The organism is Fischerella sp. (assembly GCF_013388695.1).
Lineage (GTDB): Bacteria > Cyanobacteriota > Cyanobacteriia > Cyanobacteriales > Nostocaceae > PCC9605.
Window position 1 is genome coordinate 19,447 of record NZ_JACAEU010000130.1, and the last position, 25,793, is coordinate 45,239.

At 44.1% G+C, this 25,793-nt stretch carries 17 protein-coding genes; 3 read left to right on the forward strand and 14 right to left on the reverse strand.

Features of this window, described 5'->3' with window-relative positions; all coding sequences use genetic code 11:
* Nucleotides 1–34 precede the first annotated feature (34 nt).
* The 11 genes from HXY43_RS17335 to HXY43_RS17385 form a co-directional block, all read right to left on the reverse strand.
* On the reverse strand, nt 35–1,642 hold the full coding sequence (locus HXY43_RS17335) for an FAD-dependent monooxygenase (RefSeq protein ID WP_290885197.1): 1,608 nt from the start codon (nt 1,640–1,642) through the stop codon (nt 35–37).
* A gap of 173 nt (nt 1,643–1,815) precedes the next feature.
* The gene (locus HXY43_RS17340; RefSeq protein WP_290885200.1) at nt 1,816–5,169 is read right to left on the reverse strand and encodes a ferritin-like domain-containing protein; all 3,354 of its coding nucleotides are present in this window, start codon (nt 5,167–5,169) and stop codon (nt 1,816–1,818) included.
* A gap of 126 nt (nt 5,170–5,295) precedes the next feature.
* Nucleotides 5,296–6,894, reverse strand: coding sequence for an FAD-dependent oxidoreductase (locus HXY43_RS17345; RefSeq protein ID WP_290885203.1), 1,599 nt, complete (start codon nt 6,892–6,894; stop codon nt 5,296–5,298).
* A 52-nt stretch (nt 6,895–6,946) separates the two neighbouring features.
* A complete protein-coding gene (gene trpD / locus HXY43_RS17350; protein ID WP_290885240.1) occupies nt 6,947–8,047 on the reverse strand; it encodes an anthranilate phosphoribosyltransferase in 1,101 nt (366 codons plus the stop codon).
* Nucleotides 8,048–8,158: 111 nt separating this feature from the next.
* Entirely contained in the window at nt 8,159–9,412 is a 1,254-nt protein-coding gene (trpB, locus tag HXY43_RS17355) for a tryptophan synthase subunit beta (RefSeq protein WP_290885206.1), read from the reverse strand.
* A 77-nt stretch (nt 9,413–9,489) separates the two neighbouring features.
* A complete protein-coding gene (trpA, locus tag HXY43_RS17360; protein ID WP_290885209.1) occupies nt 9,490–10,299 on the reverse strand; it encodes a tryptophan synthase subunit alpha in 810 nt (269 codons plus the stop codon).
* A 120-nt stretch (nt 10,300–10,419) separates the two neighbouring features.
* Entirely contained in the window at nt 10,420–11,289 is an 870-nt protein-coding gene (gene trpC, locus HXY43_RS17365; RefSeq protein ID WP_290885243.1) for an indole-3-glycerol phosphate synthase TrpC, read from the reverse strand.
* A 56-nt stretch (nt 11,290–11,345) separates the two neighbouring features.
* On the reverse strand, nt 11,346–13,544 hold the full coding sequence (locus HXY43_RS17370) for an anthranilate synthase (protein WP_290885212.1): 2,199 nt from the start codon (nt 13,542–13,544) through the stop codon (nt 11,346–11,348).
* Between the two features lie 259 nt (nt 13,545–13,803).
* Nucleotides 13,804–14,907: a 3-deoxy-7-phosphoheptulonate synthase gene (aroF, locus tag HXY43_RS17375; protein WP_290885215.1), complete on the reverse strand. Its 1,104-nt coding sequence runs from the start codon at nt 14,905–14,907 to the stop codon at nt 13,804–13,806.
* Nucleotides 14,908–15,495: 588 nt separating this feature from the next.
* A complete protein-coding gene (locus tag HXY43_RS17380; RefSeq protein WP_290885218.1) occupies nt 15,496–16,401 on the reverse strand; it encodes a helix-turn-helix domain-containing protein in 906 nt (301 codons plus the stop codon).
* Between the two features lie 1,508 nt (nt 16,402–17,909).
* Entirely contained in the window at nt 17,910–18,092 is a 183-nt protein-coding gene (locus HXY43_RS17385; protein WP_155960368.1) for a hypothetical protein, read from the reverse strand.
* Between the two features lie 300 nt (nt 18,093–18,392).
* On the opposite strand from HXY43_RS17385, the gene HXY43_RS17390 reads away from it, so the two are divergent.
* On the forward strand, nt 18,393–20,342 hold the full coding sequence (locus HXY43_RS17390) for a cytochrome c peroxidase (RefSeq protein WP_290885221.1): 1,950 nt from the start codon (nt 18,393–18,395) through the stop codon (nt 20,340–20,342).
* Nucleotides 20,343–20,480: 138 nt separating this feature from the next.
* Here the strand turns inward: HXY43_RS17390 and HXY43_RS17395 are convergent, their stop codons facing one another.
* The 3 genes from HXY43_RS17395 to ruvC all read right to left on the reverse strand — a co-directional run bounded on the left by HXY43_RS17395 (nt 20,481) and on the right by ruvC (nt 23,256).
* The gene (locus tag HXY43_RS17395; RefSeq protein ID WP_290885224.1) at nt 20,481–21,404 is read right to left on the reverse strand and encodes a WD40 repeat domain-containing protein; all 924 of its coding nucleotides are present in this window, start codon (nt 21,402–21,404) and stop codon (nt 20,481–20,483) included.
* A gap of 330 nt (nt 21,405–21,734) precedes the next feature.
* Entirely contained in the window at nt 21,735–22,298 is a 564-nt protein-coding gene (locus HXY43_RS17400; protein WP_290885227.1) for a ferric reductase-like transmembrane domain-containing protein, read from the reverse strand.
* A gap of 466 nt (nt 22,299–22,764) precedes the next feature.
* Entirely contained in the window at nt 22,765–23,256 is a 492-nt protein-coding gene (ruvC, locus tag HXY43_RS17405; protein WP_290885230.1) for a crossover junction endodeoxyribonuclease RuvC, read from the reverse strand.
* Between the two features lie 188 nt (nt 23,257–23,444).
* Between ruvC and yvcK the strand changes: the two genes are divergently transcribed.
* The gene (yvcK, locus tag HXY43_RS17410; protein WP_290885232.1) at nt 23,445–24,815 is read left to right on the forward strand and encodes a gluconeogenesis factor YvcK family protein; all 1,371 of its coding nucleotides are present in this window, start codon (nt 23,445–23,447) and stop codon (nt 24,813–24,815) included.
* Nucleotides 24,816–24,968: 153 nt separating this feature from the next.
* A complete protein-coding gene (gene tsaE, locus HXY43_RS17415) occupies nt 24,969–25,445 on the forward strand; it encodes a tRNA (adenosine(37)-N6)-threonylcarbamoyltransferase complex ATPase subunit type 1 TsaE (RefSeq protein ID WP_026731843.1) in 477 nt (158 codons plus the stop codon).
* Nucleotides 25,446–25,793: the final 348 nt, after the last annotated feature.

Consider the following 25,793-nt stretch of genomic DNA (forward strand, 5'->3'; position numbering starts at 1 on the left):
TCATTGGTGAAATGACTAATGACTTTAGATAAATTTAGAAATACCCTCGAACACGGTCAATTACTGCGTCTGGATCGTCGGGCAGGCGATCGCCTCTCCAGGCTACATGTCCGTCAGGTCGCACTAAGACATAAGCTCGCTCGTAGAGATTGGCAATTTCAGGATTATCGATTTGTATGCTCGTAAAAGGCACATCTTTTTGCTGGCAGACTTTATCAAAGGTTTCAACTCCCTGTTGCCCTTGGAAACACATCAGCACAAAACTGTGACCGAATAAATCTATCGTGGATTTACCAGACTCTAACCAAGCATGGGGCGCTCGACAGCCTGGGTAGCTATTTTGCGTCCACTCGTGGGGGTCATTAGTGGGCAGTGGAGAGTCATCACGGATAATAGCAGGGGACTCGTAGCGGAAACCGAAATGAATTCCTGGTGCGTCGAATTCCCGTCTAACGTCGCCACGCTGCATGTTTTCAGCCATTTGCTTGCGCGCCTGCTCACCTTCGGGGGAGTCGCTCATAATTTCTGGATGTAAGTTGCGTTTCAGGGTGCGCTGGAGATTGACGTTTGCCTCTTCCATATTTCGCACCGCAATGGGACGCCGTTCAATTTCATAGGTATCAAGCAGGTTAGGGCCAGCCCAACCCCTGAGAGTAGCAGCAAGCTTCCAGCCGAGATCGACTGCATCAGCTATGCCGGTGTTCATACCGAAACCACCAGAGGGCGAAAGTGTGTGAGCAGAGTCGCCGACAAAGAAGATGCGCCCGTGGCGAAAATGTTCGGCAACTCGGTGGGTGAGGAACCATTGAACGCTGGAAAGAATTTCTATAGGTGTATCGATACCAAGCGCCTCTTTAACAGCCTCTTCGGGATCGCGCTGTTCGCCGTCTTCTCCTGGAACCGCTGTCAGGCGATATAGCCCCTTGCCGTCAATCGAGCGGAGCGGATACCGCAATCTCTTTGGGTTAACCATATAGAAAACCAAAGCTTTCCGCGATCCCAGAATTTCTGGTAGCTCAGGAGCCTGGAAGAGAATGTTCTGAAACACTCGTGTGGGGTGATATGCCGGAGCATCAACGCCACATTTTTTACGGATTGGGCTTTTGGCACCATCACAAGCCACTAAGTATTTAGCTTGAATTGACTCAGTGTTTCCACTTTCAAGATATGTTACCTGGGCGCTAACCCCATCATCTGTCTGCTCGAAGCTCTCCAACCGGCAGCTGAGGCGCACTGGCCCATATGGAGATTGACCGAGGTTACGTATGAGCAGTGGTATCAGCCAGTGGTGAGGGCAGGGATGCTCTGGTTCTGGTGTGTAGACAGGTAAAGGCCTTTCGCCAGCAGAGGGAAAATGAAGTCGGTAAATTTCGTGCCCACCGACAGTTGTTACCCAGGCAATATCTAAGGGGTGATCGTAGGGCCAGCCAGCATCACGCAACTGTTGGGCAATACCCCAACGGCGGCAGAGTTCCATTGAGCGCGGCCCGACGGTGCCCACCTTGGGGTGAGTGATTACCCCATCGGACTCCTCAACAAGGATACAATCGATACCTTGGTAGCGCAATTCTAACGCCATCGCTAGACCGACAGGCCCGCCGCCGACAATCAGGACATCTGTTTCAATAATGTTGTTATTCATACGCATTTCAGGGTTAGTGGTTAGTGGTTAGTAGTTAGTGGTGAGCCAGCGCGCACTTATAGGGGGTCTCCCCCATGAGCGGACTGGCGTAGACGCCCCTTGTGGGCGGCTTCTCGTAGAGTACCCGGAGGGTTAGTGGTTAAATTCACGAATGACCAATGACCAATGACTAATTAATGAAATAAGCGTTGGGGATTGTTGGCAAAGTCTTCAAAGAATTTTATGTAGAAATCGAACATCTCATAGATGGTGCTGGGTATTGCCTCACACTCCCTAGCTCGATGGGCTAATCGCTCGAAGCGACGGGCGATCGCTTCACAGGCAACTTCTGGTGTAGAGATATACATGGGCATTGCGATCTCAAAAGTCGGGCCTGCTGTTTTGCCACGCTTACCGGAAGGCATACTCATTAACAGTTCACCCAGAGGGCGCATCATGCCTGTCATCACGTCAATAGCAGCGTTCATGATTTTCGAGCGCCGGAGGCTAGCAGTAGGCGTCAACCCAAAGTGTTGCACCATCAGTTGCATCATGATGAAGTAACACTCGTCGAAAATTTGCATGACAGCACGAGTTTCAGGGATAGTAACGACGTTGGTGTTACCATCTCGATAATGGAGTGTGGGATTACGCAATGCTGGGTAGGCTGGATTCCACGGCACCAGACGACCTGTGGAGGTGTCAGTAATATGCTGTTGGGCTAGCGCCTCACCCATGCGTCGATATTGCTGGAAGTGGGATTGCTCAAACTTGGGTGAGTTCGGGTTGCATCCCTCCCCCTGTTCAACGATAAAGTCGATCGCAAACAGGGCGCTTTCCACATCATCAACTTGCAACTGATAGTCTGGGTGAACTTTGTTAAAGTCTTCACGCAAGAACAGGTGATGTTCACCGCCGACACGACCCTTCTTCACAACGAATAGATCGGGGATATTCTGAATAGCTTCCCGAATTTGACGATATAACTCACTTAAAGAGCCATAGCCGTGTAAACGGTCTGCTGTCGGATCGTTGTGTTCGCGATCGTTGGCGAGGTCTTGCTCTAGGAAATCAGGCCATTCAAACCGCATGAACCGCTGTACAGTTGTGGCGCTGAAGGGTTCGAGGGCAAAGTCTACCTCGATGGGGAAGCGGCGATTAATCTCGCTAAAGTTGGGTACTGCCGGATAGAAAGGCTCGCCTATAGCCATGAGGATGTTGTTAACCATCAAAAAGTGGATCATTTCCTCATGGGAAACTTCTAGTAACACCCCACGCATACCGAAGTCGCGCACCTCTTTGCCATTACCACAAGCTAGGTGCAGCTGTTCTTGCGTCCACAAACCGTGACGAACGTATTCTTCACCAGTGACGTAGTTGGGAATAGAGTAAGCCGCGTAGATGTATTGCAGCATGACTGCTACTTCCAGTTCTGCCGCATGGCGCAGGGCGGTGACTAATTCATCGCGAGTTTGGATGTTGCGTTGAGTACGCTTTGGCACTGGTTCAGAAGTTGGGACATAGCCCACTTGCTGCTGGTTGTGCAGGAACTTACGCAACAGCATTGCTTTTGGTAGTGATAAATCTCGTGTTGGCGGCATGTAATAAGTCTTGTTGCGATTGCAGGGATCGCACATCTGCCACATCAGCCGGGCGTAAGTCTCTACCTTGCAGCGATCGGCCAGGCTGAAAACTTCTGCTTTCATGAAGGAGAAGCATAGCTCGTAGTAAGCTAAGACGTGCTCATAAATCAAGTTGAAGTCTACTGCTTCATCCTCAATTTCCCCCAAGTGCCAGTCGTCGGTCAAAACCCGCACGGCAAAGGAGCCAGCACCAGACCAGAAGCCAAGCAAATTATCGTTATCGTAGGCAATTATTGCCTGATCCGGGTGGTTTGGGTCGCTGGGCAGTTCATCAGGTTGAGCCGACAGCAGCACCCGCGTGGTTCCTGGTTGGACGCCGTGCAAAGTTACCCACCCACGCCCCTTGGAGTTAGTCGAAACTACACATGTAGGAGCAAAGTCGTTAATTTCCTCTCGCTTGCCTGGCTTGAAATGTACGATGTTCAGTTCAGTACTGAGAGGAAAGTGGAAAGTTTTACCAACGTTAGCGGGGTCTCGCTCAAATTCGTAGCGTAGCTGAGGCAGTCCTTTGGGATTGTAGAACTGGCGCAGGTAGACGGTTTCGACTGGCGCAGGACGCCCTCGGACAAATGAGCGTATTTCTATTTCTTCTATGTAATCTTTACTACGCTTCCAATCAGGAAATTCCAAAAACAGACAGGCGTCATCTACCTGGAGGTTGATTTCTTTTTCCTGAACCAGAATTTGCCCTTGTCCATCTACAATGCACAGACCCTGCTGTTCAATTTCATCACACAAATTTTCAAAGGGTTCTGCCAGTGGTACGTCTACAACTCCGCTGGTAAGTAGATGTGCTTCCCGTTGGTAAGCTTCTTTAGGAATTCGTGCCACTAGCCGTTGGCTTGCAAGTGTACGCAATTCCAACTCACCAAGGTCTAGTTTGGCAGCGATCGCGTGAGTTGGCCCTGGCCCCGGTTTTGTCGCCCGCCCCACACATGGCACAGCCGTGACCATATTTAAGCTGGCACCTTGGGGAGTAACCTGGACGGTAAGATTGGATAGCGTCTTGGGTGTGGGCTGTTCTGTGTCGCAAGGCATACGATCGGGGATCAGCAATCGACCGTGGGGATAGGTACTCATCTCGCCCTCACACCACAAACCGATGGTTCCGTGCAGTTCCCAAAAAGTTGGTGAGTCGGGTTGCATCGGCGTTGACATATTGCTCAAGCTGAACTGCACAACCAGTCCCAACACATCATCGCGGTTCATTGCCTCGTGTAACAAGGATACCGTTGGTGAAAGTGCTATCTCCTCACCCCACAATAAATCCTCTGCGGCTTTGGAGACGCTAAACTGATGTACAGCCGCACGTTGAAACTCACTGTTAAGGCAGTGTGCAGGCAATTCGCGAATATGGTTGAAATCCTGCCAGCGGGCAGGCTGCATACCTTCTACAGGAGCCGAGAGCATATTTGGGACTTCATGGGAGTTGCCTTGGCGTCCGAAGGTCAACTGTCCCACCATAATTGTGCTTGTCCAGTTGGATGCAGGATCGCAGTCGAAGATACGGGCACGATTGAAGGTAGTTCCCAGGTATTCGTTGTAGTGACCCCACATATCGACGCTGCGTCCCACTACTGGGTCATTTTGGTCAACCTCTCCAAATTCACGTTGAGCGCTGATAATTTTTGCGTCGATCGCAAAGTGACCATTGCCCCCAAAATCCCATCCCATCGCCATGCTAAAAGGGCCATTATCATCCCATTGCCCTTGGGCGTTAAACCGAGGCCCTAAACGATAGAGATATTCGTGGAACTCAGACAAAGAACGGCGGTGATCAAAGCGATCGCCGTTCATGTATACAGTATTTGTACTGAGATCCACTACTCCATTTTTGTGTCCTGTGGGTGCGTGGATGCGGGCAAAACCCTGGAAATGTAGGCGGGGAAAATCCAAAATGCTCATAGCTATCCTATGAAAATACTTGGTGTCTTTGTGCCTTTGTGGTTTAAACAATCTTGAACCACAAAGACACCAAGACACAAAGAGAAGATTTTCATCCCTGCTGGTGTAAGCAGTTCATGATGATATTTAAAAAAGGGAATTGATTAATTCTTGTGAGGATTTCACGCTTACCTCTGTATTTTGGTCATTATTTATACGCAAAAATGTAGGAGTATTGACTTTCCCGACGGCCACCAAGGGGATGGAAGTCGTAGATTCTGTAATAGGTTTGTGGACGGCAATGTCGTATACTGCCTCTAGTGAGGATTCAATCGCACCCTGAAGCCAAGCAGGAAATCTGGAACAGTGTTCGCCGGCGAAGAAGAGTGTCTTCTGGGGTCTAGCAGCCTCTAGGTAATGGATATGATGGTTGGATTCGCTGGTGATGTCGCCACCCCAAGGAATAGAGCATCCGCCAGCACTCCACTTATAGTTACCCCAGGCGATCGTAGCCATGTCTAAGACCATACCGGGTGCTTCAATCTCGGGATGAAGCTTGCTCACGGCGTTCTGAACGTAGGCATAACGTTCTAGTTCGGACATCATCCCTAAGTGGTCGGCATCGTCACCGATAGTGTAGCTAGCTAGCAATGTGCTACCCCTGGAGGGATTGCTCTGCACCGAAGGATAGTAGATTTGGCGAATACCTTCATCGCTGAATGAGGCTCCACCTTTGATTCCATCCTTCTGCCAGAAGGGCTGGGCGCAGTGAAACAGAACCTTGGTGGCTGGACAGTAAAAAGTGTTGTGGATGGCGGCAAGTTTTTCATCGTCAAACCCGCTCAGATCCATTTGACCCACTATTGAAAAGGGAATGGTACACAATACGTAGTCACAACGACGTGTATGCAACTGCCCTTCCTCTAACCAGGATACCTTCACATGCTCCTCTTGTACATCCAGGGCTACCACTTTCTGATTGCATTCGATCGGAGCTTTGATTGCTGCAACTAGACGGTTGATGAGTTGATCCATCCCCCCTTCCAGTTGCAACAAATCGTGGCTTGTCTCCACCAGGATATCGCTAAGGAACATATCGAGTGCCTTGCTGCATCGCGCCCTTAAACCTGGGTTGGCTTTGATAAAACTGTGGAGGTCTATGGTCTGTCCATCTTCGTTGAAATATGGCTCTAAATCCAACCTCTCCAACTCGTCCATCAATTTTGAGGAGAGGTCACACTCCAGACTCTCACGCAGATTGCCAGGAGATATGGTATCTACGATTGTTTTGAGCCACGCGGCAAATAGTTTGGTCTTCTCGCTGTAGCGGGTGTCAGAGAAAATGTTTTGATAGCGTTCTTGGAATATCCGAGGCGCATCCTTCATCCGGAAGATTTTTCCTTGGATATTCATCAGAGCATTTTGCTCCTCGAATACTGTGACAAACTTGCACAGTTTGTCACTCAGTCCCAATTCGTGTATGTAGTGCAGGACATACTTATGCTCGCTGGGGATACGCATTGCCCCTAGTTCTCCGTAGGCAGAATTGAAGTCATTGCCGAAGCGATGAGTCCAGACTCTACCCCCGATGCGTGGGCTACCTTCCATAATATCCACTTGATGGCCTAGACGCTCAAGTTCATAGGCTGCTACTAGACCTGCAATGCCAGCACCCAAGATGGTCACGCGCTTGCCTTCTTGGCGATTCGCCAGCTTGCACATATTCAGCATTCTTTCGATATCCATATGATCAAATACTCCAAACTCTCTGGCAAAATAGCGAATCACTGTCGCGTTTCTACTGAAGAAATTGAGCAAGTTGCTCTAATTTTTTCCAGGCAAGCCCACTGTCAAGAATTTCCCTGGCAAGAACAACAGCTTTAGCAAAAGTATCAATATAATCACTAGACTCTGGCATTGCTTCGCCAACAAAGAGTGCTAAAGCTGTATTTAAAGTCACCACATCTCGCTGAGCTTGAGTGCCTTTTCCTTGCAGGACTGCTTTGAGAATTTCCGCATTTTCTCGGACATCCCCACCTCGTAGTTCACTGGTTGGAGTCGGGTTTATACCTAGGTCTTGCGGATCTAATTCCAGCAGGCACATTTGTTGATTTGATACCACAGCCAAATCAGTTTTATCTGCCAAGCCTGCTTCGTCTAATTTTTCACGTCCGTGAAGTACGATCGCCCGGCGAGTTCCCAACTGATGTAATACTTTGGCAAAAGTCTCAACAATTTTTGGATCGTTGACACCAACAACTTGTCCTGTCGGTCGTAAAGGATTGATCAGCGGGCCAAGCAAGTTAAAAATTGTTCGTACTTTCAGAGCTTTTCGCAGTGGGGCGATCGCTTTCAAGGCTGGATGCCAATCTGGTGCGAACAGAAAAGTAATGCCAACTTCATCAACGGCTTCTTGAGTTTTCTTGGTGCTGGCCTTCAAATTTAAACCCAGACCTTCCAATACGTCTGCCGATCCAGTTTTCCCAGATGCCGAACGATTGCCATGCTTAGCAACTTTTACTCCAGCTGCGGCAGTCACGAAGGCAACGGCTGTGGAAATATTAAATGTCGATGCCCCATCTCCGCCAGTCCCGCAAGTATCAACCAGCGGTAACGTGCCGACAACGCGATCGCGCAATGTTGCTTTTAATGACTGAGAGTATAGAACCTTGACCATACCCAGCAATTCTTCAGCAGATACTCCCTTTGCCTGAATTGCTGCTAAAATCGCACCCGACATTACAGGAGGAATGGCTTCTGCCAGCCAACCGTACATTAAATCGGAAGCTTGGGAAACCGAAAGTGATTGACGATCTAGCAATTGCTGTAATAATACAGACCAATTGGGAGAGTCGCTGCTTGAGGAATTTTTTCCAACACTGATTGTTGTTGTAACCATAAGATTGGGGATTGGGGATCGGGGATTAGTGATTGGGGATTGGGCATAGGTGGAAATTATGAATGCTGAAAATTTCATAATTCATAATTCATAATTCATAATTTTTATACCCTAGTCCCTATTTCCCAGCCCCCTTGAAGCAACTGTTTGCACATCCTTGTCGCCACGTCCTGAACAGTTGATGACAATTCGGGGACTATCGGTTAGTTGTGGACAAAGTGTTTCTAAATAGGCGATCGCATGTGCTGTTTCCAGTGCTGGAATAATTCCTTCTAGTTGTGAAAGACGTTGAAACGCCTCTAAGGCCTGTTGGTCTGTCACACTGTAGTATTCAGCACGCCCAATTTCCTTCAAATAGCTATGTTCGGGCCCAACTCCGGGATAATCTAGTCCAGCACTGATCGAGTGTGCCTCAACAATCTGACCATCGTCATCTTGCAGCACAAAACTCATCGCACCGTGCAAAACTCCAATTCGCCCTTTTGTCAGAGTTGCTGCATGTTTATCTGTGTCAATACCTTCACCTGCTGCTTCAACTCCAATCAGGCGCACGGAAGGTTCATTTACAAACTCATGGAACAGTCCAATCGCGTTGGAACCTCCACCTACACAAGCCAGAAGAATATCCGGTAGTCCTCCCCATTTCTCCTGTGCTTGAGCGCGAGTTTCCTTACCAATTACTCCGTGAAAGTCTCGCACCATCATCGGGTAGGGATGCGGCCCCGCAACCGATCCCAAGATGTAGTGAGTTGTTTCTACATTTGTCACCCAATCCCGAATTGCCTCAGAGGTCGCGTCTTTGAGGGTTCCCGTTCCTGCTTCCACTGCTCGAACCTCTGCCCCCATCAGCCGCATCCGGAATACATTGAGGGCTTGCCGCTGCATGTCGTGGATGCCCATATAAATTACGCACTGTAAACCGAAACGAGCACAGACTGTAGCAGTAGCAACACCATGCTGACCTGCCCCTGTTTCCGCCACAATGCGCTGTTTACCCATGCGCTTGGCTAACAGCACTTGCGCTAGGGCGTTGTTGATTTTGTGAGCTCCTGTATGGTTTAAGTCCTCACGTTTGAGATAAATTTGCGGCCCTGTGCCATCTGGTCTAGTGTAGCGGGCAGTTAGTCGTTCCGCAAAGTAGAGGGGGGTAGGGCGTCCCACATAGTCTCGCAGCAGTGCTTGCAGCTCTTGTTGGAACTGCGGATCGTTGCGATACTCCTTAAATGCGGTTTCCAACTCAGTCAGAGCCGACATTAAAGTTTCGGGTACGTACTTACCGCCAAATTGACCAAATCTGCCATTTGCATCGGGTTGTTGACTGAGTAGTTGATTTGCAGCTTCGTTTTTTTGTGTATTTATTAACATTCAATTTACCCAAAAATATTGTTATAAAAATGGAAAAATCCTGGTTTCCAGTTACTGGTATAAAATTTTCTGGTCTATTATCCAACTTCGGCGAGAGTAATTGATGCCTTCAAATCGCGACAGAAATCTTTAATAGCTCGCAGTCCTCGATATGGTGTACTTTCTGACAATCGCTCCACAAAGGCACTACCCACGATCGCAGCATCTGCACCCCAATCTCTTACCTGACGAGCATGTTCTGGGCTAGATATACCAAAACCAACACCAATGGGTTTGTCTGTGACGCTGCGGATTTCTTTAAGTACATCCCTAACGCGCGTCTGGAGATGGGAGCGCATACCAGTCACGCCTGTGACGCTAACCAAGTAAATAAATCCACGAGATTGACGAGCGATCGCCTCTATGCGATCTTTTGAACTTGTCGGAGTCACTAATAAAATCACCTCAATTCCGACAGCATCGGCAAGTTCTAATAAATCACTAGCTTCATCCAGAGGTAGATCGGGTACTACTAATCCTTTGATCCCCGATGCAGCAGCTCTTTCTAAGAATGAGGTTTTGCCCAGATTCAAAATTGGGTTGTAGTAAGTAAAGAGGATAATTGGCGATCGCAAGCTACGAGTCACTGTTTGCGCCATTTCCAAAACATTAACTAAGCGGGTTCGCTGTTTGAGGGCACGAGTTGCTGCCGCTTGAATCACTGGCCCGTCAGCCAATGGATCTGAATAGGGAACTCCCAGTTCAATCAAATCAGCACCGCTAGAATCTAGAACTCGCAGGGCTTCTGCTGTGATGTCCAAATCAGGATCGCCAGCTGTAACAAAGGGAATAAGAGCACACTGATTGCTTGCTCGTAAAGATTCAAAGTAATGGGAGATAGAAGTCATTCGTATGAGCCACTGAAAGTTTACAAGTTGGGAAGGTGGGGAACTCGGGGCCCCCACGACCGCTAGGGAGTGGGGGATTGGGAGAATAACAACCAACTACTAACCACTAACCACTAACCACTAACCACTAACAAATTTGAATAAATGCCTCACAGCCTCCTCTATGTCATTTTGCTTGACCAGAGATTCTCCAATCAGGACTGCTTCGGCTCCCGCCTCAGCCACAAAGGCTAGGTCACTGGACGTGTACAAACCAGACTCACTCACGACTGTAATACCTAAACTAGTTAACCTTTCTCGACGCTCTGTCAATAAGCGTTGAGTTGTTTCTAGATCAACGGTAAAGTCTTGAAGATTGCGGTTGTTAATTCCTACCAATCGCACATTTTGTAGTGCCAGTACCCGATCGAGTTCAGCAAGAGTATGCACCTCTATTAAGGCAGTCATACCCAAATGCTGAGCAAGTTGGAGAAAATTTTGCAAAGTTTCATCAGCTAAGATAGCGGCAATCAGTAGTACCGCATCTGCTCCACTAACCCGTGCAAAATAAATTTGGTAAGGGTCAATAATAAATTCCTTGCACAACAAGGGCAGTGCTACATTCTTTCTAATGATTTGCAGATTCTCAAAACTGCCTTGAAAGAATTTCTCATCTGTCAGTACTGATAGACAGGTAGCACCACCTCGCTCGTATGCCTGGGCAATTTTGACTGGATCAAAGTCAGCGCGGATTACTCCTTTACTAGGTGATGCTTTCTTGACCTCAGCAATCAAGCTGGGTTTGCTAGGATTCTGGCGCAAGGCACCCAGAAAATCTCGTGGGGGAGGGGCAGTACTTATCTGATTTTGTAAATCACTAAGAGGTAGTTGCTCACCCATGAATGCAACTTCTTTTTGTTTGTGCCACACAATCTCTTCAAGAATATGGGCTGGTTGTGCGGACAGTTGGTTGTTGATTTCAAGGGTGGAGACGCTCTTACTGGCATCCATACGAGACTGGGGTGATAAATGGTGACTGGGAGGCATATCTGAAAATACTCTTATGCTTATGCAGCAACAACTGGGGAAGATTTTTTAGTTGTACATGCACTAACTACATTCTTAATAATTGCTAGACCGACTCCTTCCGCTAAGGTCATGATTGATTCTGGATGGAACTGAACACCGATAATTGGCAGTGTTTGATGCTCGATACCCATAATCACACCATCATCTGAGAGAGCTGTAACTTTGAGTTCTTTGGGGAGACTCTCAGGCAAGGCAAATAAAGAGTGGTATCTACCAACTTCAAAGGATTGGGGTAAATCTTTGAAAGTGACAGAATCGGGAGCAACCACAGACACACGAGAAACTTTGCCATGCTGGGGATAACTAAGAACTCCTAGTTCACCGCCTAAAGCCTCAACAATAGACTGCAATCCTAAACAAACGCCAAAGATGGGGATTTGCCTTTTCATGCAAGCCGCTATTGTCTCTGGTACGCGGAAGTCACTGGGTCTGCCAGGCCCGGGAGATAAGACAACTAAGTCAGGGTGTTCTGTATCAAAGACTGATTGAGAAAAGCCGTGACGTAATGTTTTGACTATGGCACCAGTTTGACGGATGTAGTTGGCAAGCGTGTGTACAAAAGAGTCTTCATAGTCAATTAGCAATACACGCTTTCCAGGCTCTACGCTGACTTGCTGATGTTCAAGTTCTGAGCTAATTGATAAATCGTCACTTCTATGCTTGGCTTGATAAAGTGTCTGGAACAGAGCAGCGGCTTTAGTAATGGTTTCTTGGGCTTCGGCTTCTGGAATGGAATCGTAAAGAACCGTCGCACCTACTCGCACTTCTGCAATTGAATCCTTCAGCTGAATTGTTCGCAGGATCAGACCCGTGTTCAAATCACCTTGGAAGGTTAAGTATCCGACAGCTCCGCCATACCAACGCCGAGGGCTACGCTCGTGCTGTTCGAGAAACTGCATTGCCCACCGCTTTGGTGCGCCTGTGACTGTAACTGCCCATAGATGGCTGAGAAAGGCATCTATGGCATCAAATTCAGGTCGCAGTATGCCTTCCACATGATCCACTGTATGGATCAAATGGCTGTACATTTCTATTTGACGACGACCAATAACCCGCACCGATCCAGGTTCGCAGATGCGCGACTTATCATTGCGATCTACATCAGTACACATGGTCAGTTCTGCTTCATCTTTACCTGAGTTTAATAGCTTCAGGATTTGAGCAGCATCATCGATCGCATTTTGTCCCCGTTTAATCGTACCACTGATTGGGCAAGTTTCCACCCGCCTACCTTCAGTTCGCACAAACATTTCCGGAGATGCACCAACCAAATACTCTCCACCCAAATTCATGATGAATCCATAGGGACTGGGATTAATTTGCTGTAGTGTTCGGAACAGTTCCGTTGGGGATTTATCACAGGGTTGAAAGAAGCTTTGACTGGGGACAACCTCAAATAAATCGCCGCGAATAAAGTATTCCAGTGCTTTCTCCACCTGCTGTTCATACTCCCCAGGCGCATGGTCGGAAGCTTGAGTGGAGGTTAGACGCTTGCCTCTGTAATCGATGACTTGACCGTTACGAGGCAGACCTCTAGTGCTACCGTTCTTGGTGACGAATTCATACTGCAAACAAAATGCGCTTTGCTGATGGTAGTCAACAATCAACAGTTCATCAGGCAAATACAGCACCAAGTCCCGTTGATCTTCTTTGCGTTGCAAATGCTTTGGCATTTGCTCAAACTGGAAAACCAAGTCGTAGCCAAATGCGCCGTAAAGTCCTAGATGGTCATCTTCTGGGCTATAGAAAGTATCTAGAATTTCACGGACTATGGTAAATGCGGATGGTTGCTTGCTTCTTTCTTCTTCTGAAAAGAAACGTTCTGTTGGTCGAACTGAGCCAGTTACACAATTAGTTTCCCAAGTAACTGCCTGAAGTTGAGGTAGATTTTGCAGACGTTCTGCTAGATACTCTAGCAGCATCATACCTCGCTCGTTATGTGCTGTGAGCGTAAAATCATTGTCGCGAGTCACAAGTTCTAGGGGTGGATTGATAAAGCCGATCGCCCATCTCTTATATCGTCCTGGGTATTCGTAGCTACTTTTTAGTAACCCTCCACGTTGGGAATCAAGACGTAACAAGACTTCTTCAATAGCAGCGTCCATTGAAGTTTTAGTTACGGAGCGAGAAACAAAAATTCCACCTCTGGTTTTGTAGCAATAGGTATCCAAATTCATTAGTTATTCCTTGAAAACTTTTTGAGAAAGGATGCAGTGAAGCTACAGTAAGCTCTGTTCTACTCATTTTCCAGTTTTGTCTGAATTCCCAAAAGCTGTATTGATCTAGGATCTCTTTACTAATATCAAGTTCGCTAATTACTTATAATTCAAAACCTTCCGCATCCGGGTGTCACCACCTCCCCACGTCAGATCTAATTATTTAAGTGTACTCCTGAACCTGATATAGTTTTTGCTACCTACTCATTGCAGAGATGGATTAACCGGAAAAGATGCCTGCCGTGGGAGAAACTTGTAGTGGCAACGTTGCTGTTGCATTACTACCTTGAGTCCAACGACCAAAGAATTTACCCAGAGGATACATCTGGTGAATGAATGTTTCAAATCCTTCCAGTGTCAGAGACTGGGGACCATCTGAGAGTGCCTTAGCTGGATTGGGGTGAACCTCAATCATCAACGAATCTGCGCCGGCTGCTACAGCAGCCATTGACATTGTGGGCACCAATTCTGACTTACCAGTGCCATGACTGGGGTCAATCATAATTGGTAGGTGTGTGAGCGATCGCAATACTGGAATTGCAGATATATCTAAGGTATTGCGGGTATACTGCCGGTCAAAGGATCGAATTCCCCGCTCGCACAAAATTACATTGGGATTACCAGCAGCTAGAATGTACTCAGCTGCCATCAGCCACTCTTCAATGGTTGCTGATAGACCACGCTTGAGTAACACTGGCTTACCTATTGCACCGACTTTCTTCAGTAGGGAGAAATTCTGCATGTTGCGAGCCCCTACTTGCAGTACATCTGCCACGGATGCTATTTTATCTAATTCACTCGCATCCATGACTTCAGTAATAATTCCTAAACCCGAAGCTAGACGAGCTTTTGCTAATAAGTCTAAGGCACTCTCACCATGACCTTGGAAAGCATAGGGTGAAGTACGGGGTTTATAGGCTCCTCCTCTGAGAAACTGCGCTCCTGCGGCTCTTACTCGCAGCGCTGTTTCTACAATCATCTCTTCGTTTTCTACAGAACAAGGGCCGGCGACGATGACTAGAGGGTGGTTTTGACCGAAGGTTACAAAACCATTGGGAGTTGATACAACTACTTCACTGGGTTCTCCGTAACGAAATTCTAAACTTGCCCGTTTAAAGGGTTTCTTTACCCGTAAAACCTGCTCAATAAATGGACTTAAATTTTGAATTTGTTTAGGATCAATTTCCTCCGTATCACCTACCAAACCAATAATAGTTTTATGCTTTCCAACAGATTTTTCTGGTATGATGTTCCAACTGCGTAGTTCTTCGCTAACCCGCTTAATTTCTTCTGTTGGACTTTCGTTTCTCATAACAATAATCATTAGCTACACCCCTCCGATATATTGCCATTAATGGCGTTTACAGTTCAGAACAGATTACCTGGCATTTGAATTGATACTTTCACTGTGCGAATATTTTTAATTGATTGTCCTTTTTTTCCGGATAGTACTTTGATGGAGATGAATTTCTTTCTAGAGTAAAAAAATCGCACTGTCAGTTGTATATTGACAGCACTAGTAGACAGTTTCTCAGACCGTGAATATTACAAAAACAGCCTTTTATTTTTTTAACAAAACTGCCACTATCGCAACTAATAAGAACTTAGTTGCATCAAATTAAATATTTATTTGTATGATTGAGCCAATAATTCCAGAGACTCAAGTCGTAATTGCAAATGCAGGTTAGTTAATACGTGAATCCTATGCGGATACTAGGTTTTACTAGGCTCTTTCGTTGAGGTCGCTGCTTCTTGAAAACGTTGATTACCCTACGCTTAGTGGTTTCTAAGGACTCTAACCTACAAAAACTGAGTCTTACATGCGACCTTTAAACATATTTTGGGCAATCCTAAAAAAAATTTAAATATGTTTACAATCACAAGGATATCTGACAATATTTTTTTTTTGCAATCACATATCCTTTGATAAGGATAGCAATTCCTTCGCTCTTGTTTTTGCTCCCCCAAGCTGCTCTTTTCTCCAGGCTTGGGGACTTGTCTGGTGATGTTGGCGAAATTGGCGGAAGAAATGAGCTACACTTTGATAACCTACCTTAGTAGCAATCACCTCGATTGTTTCATCAGTTTCTAAAAGCAAAGTACGAGCAGCAGCCATTCGGCGCTCAATAATCCAGTTTTGGACGGTTTGTCCCGTGTGGCGTCGCACGAGGTTAGTAAGGTAAGTTGAAGAGTAACCCACTGCAACAGCCACATCGCTGAGGGTAATTTGTTGGTCATAATTGTTTTCAATGAAACTAAAGACTTCACTTAACAAGGGATCGGACGGAAATATAAACTCAAGGTTTGTTGGTTTTCTATTGTCAGCTATTGTTATTTCTGTGCAGGTCTGATACTCTTTTGTATTGTCAGCTAGTGGTAGTTCTGACAATGGCTGGGACTGTCTGGTGTACCAGTACTGGAGGATATTTCGTTTGCGCAAACAGGCTGCGATCGCTCTTAGTAACTCATCTACTGTGCAGGGTTTAGTAAGATAGTCATCCGCTCCCAGTTCCATACCTTTGCGAATGTCACCTCGAGTCACGTTGGCAGTGACGAAAATAAAAGGGATAATCGCTGTGACAAAGTTTTGCCGCAGCTTAGTCAAAACACTGTAACCATCAAGTTTGGGAATCGAAATTTCACTTAAGATCAAATCTGGTGATTCTTCCTGAGCTTGTTGAATGCCAACAAGGCCATTTTCAGCACCTATCACGCAAAACCCTTCTGCTTCAAGACTTTTTAGAAACAAATTTCGGGTTTCTACCTGGGCTTCAATCACCAGAATCTTTTTCTCATTGAAACATTGCTTACTTGTCATGGGGAGCAAGAGTTTTGAATACTTGTTAAGGGGTTACTTCAGTATTTAACAGAACTGGAGAACACTAAAGGCGTTAATTTCAAGCAAGCCAGTCACTACTCCTGCTTTTTTAATTAACGTAACTTCTATTGTTCAAATGATTGACACTATTCAGACAGTTTAACCTGGGAAAGCGTTATCAATTAAGCTTTGCGGAATTTTATGGATCTAAATAACTTTAATTAGGTTGTCGATTAATAACGCCAAAAATCGCTCGTACAGCTAGACAGTTTCAAGTCAATAATTTCAAAGCATAGCTTGAAATACTTGCTGTAAGCGAATTTAACTTATTATTTAATTTTTTTTACATCAACTCTATTGATTTTAGACCGATAGATTTGATGACGCCAGGATTTTTGCTAAATTACTTTTTCTTCTTTGGCGCAATGCAAGCTTCATGGGAATACCCATCATTTACATTATTTGGAATCATTATGAAAATATCCATTATCTACATCATTTGGGGTCATGATACCTATTTTATGCAGATTCAATAGTAGAAAATAATTGATTGCAGGCACATGAAAACACCCGGTTTTAGTATATCAATTATACAATTCATTTTGTCTATCTTTCTTTTGGAATAATTGGCTAGTTGAATATTAATCGTGAATTGTTACTTGTTAAAATTTGTTGTGATTAATGATACACTAATATAGAAACAAGTAATAATTTTACAACTCAAGCTATATTGAAACTTCTGTTATAGCGTTTATTAAGCAACTGAGGTACACCTAAATCTTTTTTACCAAGGTTAGTAGTTTTGAAAACGTACCTCACCAGGTCGGAAACCGCTATATTTTTTGTGGTGCAAGTAGTTTCAATATTAATATTTTGATTTTGAAGTTAAATAAAGTAGGAAAAGTAGGAAAAGTAGGATTTGATAAAATTTTTTGTTCTTTGTTGAAAGGCTATGTTATTGGCTTGGAAAAAGACTGAATGTGACTAAGCAAGATGTTTATGTTTATGACATGGGGGAACATGGAATAACTAAATTTACTATTTATTATTTTAATATATGTCTGTAGAGGGATGTTTTGAGAGATAAATAATCCTAAACCATCAGTTTAAAAAAAAGAAAAGTTTTATTATCCATCTTCATCTAAATAACTTAAATTTATACCGTAAATACCTTGTATCTTTAATTTCCAAAAATAGTCAAAGTCTCTTTTCATACGGTTTTCATATTTTTCTAGATTAACCACTACAGAAGAAAAATTAAATACAAAATCCCCTCAGTAACTATGCTTTATGTGTTTGACGTTTTTATACACATTTAAAATAAATTTTTATTATATATGTAGTAATTAGATTCATTTTGTGAGATGTTGGGTGTGGATTTTTATTCGTCATTTGTCAAAATTTACGTCTAGAGGGAATAAGGTATGGTAATCCTCATAATTTCGTCGATTTTTAATTCGTAATTTCGGACAAGCCTGGAAACCTATATAGGATAAGAGACCTTTAATTCACATCGGGCGTAATTTACTTGTGATGACAAATGACACATGATATCCAGTCCGGTTAAGTAGCGATCCAAAATGATTACGATCGCTACTGAGTGGAGGTAAGCACGTTAGCGGCTGACCGCAAAGTAGTAATCGCAACAGTTTGAGATTGCTTGATTGTGCGATCGCTTTTTTCGCAATCACAAGTGTTCAACCGGATTTGAACACGGCAAACAACACAAGATTGCTCAAAAGAGCAATCTTGCAACTCAAATAGCATTGCTATATTGAGAAGTCTGCTGTTGTTTATTTTTTGGTTTCCAACCAGTTTCAAAATATGTAGGTTTTGACTTTGAAGTAGGAATTGTCATAATGGGCATACTTCGACGAATATTGTCCCGTGACAAAAGTTCAGCGATCGGGAGAGGGTGGGGCTTTATTTTTGTAAACTTTACCCAACGACTAGCATCAAAGTATTCAAAGGGTATAACGATTGCGGTATTAGTGACCCTAGCTGTCATATGTGGACATACTGTGTCGGCACAGGTAACACCCGCACCAGCCCTGGCTTCACTAAAAACCGTGCCGGTTCCGGAGCCTGACAATCTTGGAGACTTCATCAGAGACAGGACAGCCGCGATTAAGCTAGGAAAATCATTTTTCTGGGATATGCAAGTTGCCAGCGATGGCATAACGGCTTGTGCTAGTTGTCATTTCCATGCCGGAGCAGACAGCAGATCCAAAAATCAGATTAATCCTGGTGTCGTGCGTGCCAATATTGATGACCCCTTGGTTCAAGATGCAACTTTCCAAGTAGGCGGTGGAGCGAACTACCAACTCAAGCCGGAAGATTTCCCATTCCACAGGCTGTCGAACCCAGATGACGTTAATAGTACGGTCTTGTTTGACACTAACGATATCGCTTCATCTCATGGGGTGTTTAACACTGAGTTTGTTGATGTTGTTCCTGGTCAGGCGGAGGACATAGTAAATCCAAAAGACGATCCGGTCTTTAACGTCGGAGGCACGAAAGTGCGGCGAGTCGAGCCACGCAACGCGCCAACCGTTATCGATGCAGTCTTCAACTTCCGCAACTTTTGGGATGGAAGAGCACAGAACATCTTCAATGGTGCAAGTCTCTGGGGTACAAGAGATCCCAATGCCTTCGTTGGCAAAGCAAACGACATTAATCAGCTAGAACTTGTCAAAGTCAGCCTGAAGAATTCATCTTTAGCTTCTCAAGCGCTGTCTCCACCAATCAGTGTTTTTGAGATGTCTGCTGACGGTCGCACCTTACAGAATATTGGTGACAAAATAGGACGAGTCCACATTGACAGCGATGATGCGGGCGCACAGCCACCTCGAGAAATAGGTAAAAAGTTACTTCCCATTCGTCCGTTGGGCAAGCAACTTGTCCATCCAGAGGATAGTGTTTTAGGTACCGACAGCAGATCCCCCAATCCTGGTCTTCAGACCGATACCTACGAAGCACTGATTAAGGATGCCTTCCAGCCAGAGTGGTGGAGGTCTACTAAGTGGGTTCAAGTTAATTCTGATGGTTCGCGAACTATTATTGATAGGCCCAATTCACCAGAAAAGAACCAGTACAACCTGATGGAGTATAACTTCCCGTTGTTCTTCGGGTTGGCAATTCAGATGTACGAGTCCACACTCATCTCTGACGATACACCCTTTGATCGCTTTATGGAAGGAAACACCACTGCCCTCACTGCACAACAACAGCGAGGTATGCAGGTTTTCCAAGATCAAGGATGTATTGGTTGCCATTTTGGCGCAGAGTTTACCATTGCTTCAGTTGTTCACATCGGTGAACAAGGACGTATTGCCGCTGCATTATTTGGTCAACAACCTATCGAAGACGTTGGCTTCCTGAATAACGGTGTCAGACCTGCCAGTGAAGATCGTGGTGTTGGTGGTGACGATCCTTTTGGCAATCCGCTTGCAGAAACTCGGCTGGCGCTTAACGGGACATTCAGGCAAATACTCGGCGAAGATCCACCAGTTATCCCTACCGGTGAAGATAACATAGGTGTAGAGGGAGCCTTCAAGGTACCCACACTACGAAATGTAGAACTGACTGCGCCTTACTTCCATAACGGTGGACAGTTGACCCTGGAACAAGTGTTAGATTTCTACAGTCGTGGCGGAGACTTTCGCGAAGGAGACTTTCCTGGTGTTCTGCCAGTGCTTAACCTAAGTGCACAGGATAAACAGGATATAATAGCCTTCATGAAAGCGCTAACTGATGAGCGAGTCCGCTTGGAGAAAGCACCTTTTGACCACCCACAATTATTTCTCACCAATGGACATCAAGGCGATCAGACGTCTGTTACAGATGACGGCACTGGAAAAGCTACAGATGAATTTCTGGAACTCCCTGCTGTTGGTCGTAACGGCAGTAATGGCCATCCAAATTTCCTGGAAACGAGGTAATTATTTGACCACTTGATCCATTAATATTCGTTTGTGTTTATATCTCAAAACCCTTATCATGTAAGGGTTTTTTTATTTATTATTCAATACGGATTACCCTGCACCAAACCCTCGCGGCGTACGCGTCTACATACGCTTTTACTTGAAAGATAACTGCCAAATCTTGATAGTATCATCTGTACTACCACTAATAAGATTCTGCCCATTGAGACTGAAAACCACAGACCGAACTGCCTTGTTATGCCCTTTGAAGGTGCGAAGCAATTGCCCAGTCTGTGTATTCCACAACTTAATCGTTTGATCGTAACTACCACTAGCAACATTCTCTCCGTCGGGACTAAAAGCCACAGAATAAACTGCTTGATGATGTCCTTTGAAAGTGCGAAGCAACTGCCCAGTCTTTATATTCCACAATTTAATTGTTTGGTCTTTACTACCACTTGCTAACGTTTGCCTATCGGAACTGAAAGCTAAAGAGAACACTGCCTTGTCATGAGCTGCTAAAGGAATCCTCATTTGAGTATTACTCAATTGCCAAATCATTATTTTTCCGTCTTCACAACCACTTGCAAGAATTTGCCCATCTGGGCTTATGGCAACTGTTCTGACTGCATTTAAATGTTTGAAAGTGTGAAGCTTCGCTCCAGTCTCTAGATTCCAAAGCTGAACCGTATTGTCCCAGCTACCACTACCTAAAGTTTTTCCATCCGGACTGAAGGCTACAGACTTAACATCGTCGGTATGTCCAGACAAAGTACGGATAAGTTTACCTGTTTTTAGATTCCATAATTTGATTTGATGATCCCAACTACCACTAGCAAGAATTGCTCCATTGTGACTAATAGCAACAGAATCTACTGTATTTCCATGTCCCCTAAAAGTATTAATTAATTTTCCAGTACTCAAATTCCAAATTTTGATACTCTTGTCATAACCACCGCTAGCAAGTGTTTGCCCATTAGGACTGATAGCAATTGAATAAATCCATATAGAATTAGTATCTAAAGTACGCGCATCTCGATTTGAGCTTTTTGGAAAATTGAAAGTGATTTTATTGAACAAATCGAGTTTGATAAAGACAAAGACAAGAAATATGAACAATAGTGAAATTTTATGATTATTTATAAAAGTTTTAATCTTTGAATGAGCCATAGCTTATCTTTAGTTTTCATTTATTCAGATGTCATTAAAAGAGTAGCGATTTCTAACGCAAAGGAGGGCAGAGGTAAACGCAAAGGCTCGCAGAATCTTGGTGCAAAATTCTCGCTATGAATTTATGCAATTTGTTTCTTAGAATAAGGATAAGTTAATTTACCCCAACAATTCCAAACATGCTAAAGCAAAATAATAAGTTGTATAGTACTATATTAGCAAAAATAAATTTTTTAAATTTTAATCAATTATTTTAATTTTTGCAGCAGATACGTAAGATTTATCTTCTTTAATTTTTACCTCTTGCCATTCCAAATATCGTCTTGTTAAAAATAAAATAATTGTTGTTAAAAGACCAATAATGGCCAGTGGAGTTACAAAACTCCACTGATCAAACATTTTGTCATAAATATGCCAAGCTAATAAAAACATTGCTAAGTATGTTAACTGGTGTAATCTACGCCAATTTTTCTTTAGCTTCTTCACACTCCAGTCATTAGATGTAGCAGCTAAAAGTGTGAATATCAGAAATGTTGAAATTCCTTGTATATATATTTCGTAAGTTTTTAAATCAAGAAAATCTAAATCTCTTTTATTTATCAATATCCAAGCATGACCAAGAGCTAATAGAAATGCCAAAATACCTAATTGACGTCTAAACTTCAATAAAACAACCGGTAATTTTGTTTTTCTAAGAGGTGGAAAAACGACTCTTAAGCAAGTAGGAAGTAAAGTAAAAATATAACTAGATAAAGCTAAAAATCCTAGTATATTTGCAGTGCTAGCTGTATTAAATTTCCACATATTATTTTCAAATAATACTAAGATTGTATTCTAAGAGAGCTATAATATATAATATAGTGACAAATTTCAAAAAATATTCTGCTAATTTATAAATATAAAGTTTGATTTTATATATTCCTTTATGGAAGGGATATATAAAGGGGATTTTTATATTTAAAATTAAATAAAAATTTTCAGCATAAATATGAGAAATTATTTATGCAAAATACTATGAAAAAAGTTTCATTAAAAAATAAACTCTTCTTCCTAAGTTTGCTTTTATAGCTTGACTTATTATTAACTTTTATGAAAACCTTTTTAAGGTTTAAAACTCCTTACAATATCCTGTTATATGAGATGTAAAATCTGTTTTCAATCACCTATCCTTTGATAGGAATAGCAATTCCTTTGTCCTTGTTTCTGCTCTCACTAGCTGTAACGCTAGTAAATAGAGACGGATTAATAACTTTATTCTCAGTGTTCAACACTAATACTGAAACCACGCTGTCAACGCTACTGCCAAAGCATCTGCGGCATCATCTGGATGGGGAATGTAATCTAAATCTAGCTCTCGCGCTACAGCTTGTTGGACTTCATATTTTTCAGCATTGCCATACCCTGTCAACGCTTGTTTAATTTGGGCGGGAGTAAATTCCACGTATGCAAGATTGTGCTGCGCCAAGACCAACATAATGACACCCCGTGCTTGAGCAACTAAGATAGTATTTCCCATACGATAAAAAAATAATTTCTCGATCGCTACCAAGTCGGGTTGCAACTCCTCTATCAAGGTGTGCAAATCTTCGTATAAGGTACGCAGCCGCTGTCCCATTTCTGCATCTGCCGATGTAGTGATAACACCAAAATCTAGCAAATTTACTGATGTGTCTCGTTGTTGGGCTTGCTTCTGGTGGCAGATAATTGCTCCGAATCCTAGGGTAGCTAGCCCTGGATCTAATCCTAAAATTCGCTTTTCCATTCAATTTAGATTTACTTAACTTAGATTTACTTAACCAGATGGTATGTTAGAAGCCATATTGGCAACTTTGCTTTAGCGCTTTTGGTCTAATGAAATTAAAAAATGTAATAATTCCACACTTGGGGTAAAAACCCGGTAGTGTAAATTTTCTGTTAATAATTGTTTTTAGCACTGCTCCTTTTTTAGGTATGTCAATTGGTTTTCTCAGGCAAGCCCTTCACACTTTGCAACAGCAGTCGCGCCGTCGCACTCCTCATCGGGTTAACCAGTGGTTCAAGTGGTTGGCCCCCGGACTATCGGTAAAACGCTGGTTGTTGATTAGTGTTGGGGGCGTGGTGCTAGCGTGTCTGGGGTTAGCAATTTGGATTAAGCTAACACCGATTTTTTGGGCGCTAGAGTTGCTGAGAGGTTTTCTAGGAACAATCACTGACATCATACCCAACTATATCAGTGGACCTTTAGTTCTGCTGTTCGGGTTACTGTTGCTGCTTTGGGGACAAACCCGCACGGTCGGTTCAATTACTGAGGTGCTAAGACCAGAAGGCGATGAAGAACTAGTAGACGTGCTGCTGGCACATCGCCGATTATATCGAGGTCCGAAAATTGTCGTCATTGGTGGCGGTACGGGGCTTTCCACGTTACTGAGAGGACTGAAACACTACAGCGCCAATATTACCGCCATTGTCACTGTCGCTGATGATGGTGGATCTTCGGGGCGTCTGCGGCGAGAATTTGGTGTCCTGCCACCGGGGGATATTCGCAATTGTTTGGCAGCGCTGGCAGATGAAGAAAAATTATTAACAGAACTGTTTCAATATCGGTTTCAGGTTGGCGATGGTTTGACGGGTCACAGCTTTGGTAATCTGTTCTTGACGGCTATGAGTGAAATTACCGGAGATTTAGAACGGGCAGTTGCTGCCAGTTCTAAAGTATTGGCCATCCGAGGACAAGTTTTACCAGCAACTCTCAGCGATGTTCGCCTGTGGGCAGAATTAGCAGATGGTCGTCGGATTGAAGGTGAATCTAAAATAACCGCAGCAGGAGGTAATATTGTTAGAATTGGCTGCACCCCTGCCAATCCTCCAGCTTTGCCTGCGGCAATTAAAGCAATTAAAGAAGCTGACTACATGATTATGGGCCCTGGCAGCCTGTACACTAGTGTAATTCCTAACTTGTTAGTACCGGAAATTGCTGATGCGATCGCTGCCTCCAAAGCACCCCGCATCTATGTCTGCAACATCATGACTCAGCCAGGAGAAACTCAGGGATATACCGTTGCTGACCACATTCGGGCAATTGATGCTGCTTGCAACGGCAGACCCTTATTTAATGCCGTACTGGTACACAAAAAATCCCCTTCTGCCCGCGCCCTCATCCGCTATGCCCAACAACACTCCCATCCTGTCTTTTTGGATCGCGAAGAAATAACCAAATTAGGGCGAAGAGTTGTTTCAGCTAATGTGATGCATGAAGATGAAACCGGTTGCGTGCGTCACGATCCACAACGACTAGCGCGAGTGTTATTGCGGTGGTACAGTGGAGCGCATCTGATGAGATAAGAAGAGGGGGAGAGGGGGCATCGGGCTTTGGGCATTGGAAATAACTAGCAACCAACAACCAACCACCAACTACTAACCACCAACCACTAACTAATGACTACTAACCACTAACCACTAACCACTAACCACTAACTAATGACTAAATGACTAATTATGAAAATTTCACTTAAAGATGCAGAGGCGACACGATCGCTTGGTATCATTCTCGGTCAATGTCTAAATGCTGGCAGCGTTATTTTGCTAGAAGGTGATTTAGGCGCTGGTAAAACTACTCTAGTACAAGGTATTGGCGAAGGCTTGGGTATTACCGAACCAATTGTCAGTCCTACTTTCACCCTCATCAATGAATATACGCAAGGACGCCTTCCTCTATACCACCTGGATCTATATCGCTTAGAACCTCAAGAAGTAGCAGCATTAAACTTAGAAACCTACTGGGAAGGAGTTGAGGTTCCGCCCGGAATTGTGGCGATTGAATGGGCAGATAGAATGCCCTATAAGCCATCTAGTTATTTAAGTCTGCATTTGATGAATGGGAATGACGTTATTCGTCAAGCCGAAATCACACTATGTAATTGTACGATTGACGAAGAAATTTTGAACTTTTGTAGGCATAATTGCCGCAGCTAAATGTTCAATATTTCTATCTACCGCTACCGCGCTCACTGGAAGTATCAAATAACATTACTTGTTTTATCTAACCATAGGTTTAGTATTCCCAACCTGAGTTCACAACTTATACATAAATAAACGATGTTTATTATTTATAAGTAAAAATAATAATAAAACGAATATATTATATATATATATTTAATTAATTCTCTATTTTGAGAATGGGGAATAGCCATTGACCAATGACTAATGGGCGTTGCTGAATTTGGTCATGAATTATGTGTGCATACATTTTTGTAGTTCGATGCCAAATCATTGTAGAGACGTAGCAATGCTACGTCTCTACATACCCGTGAATTGTAAATT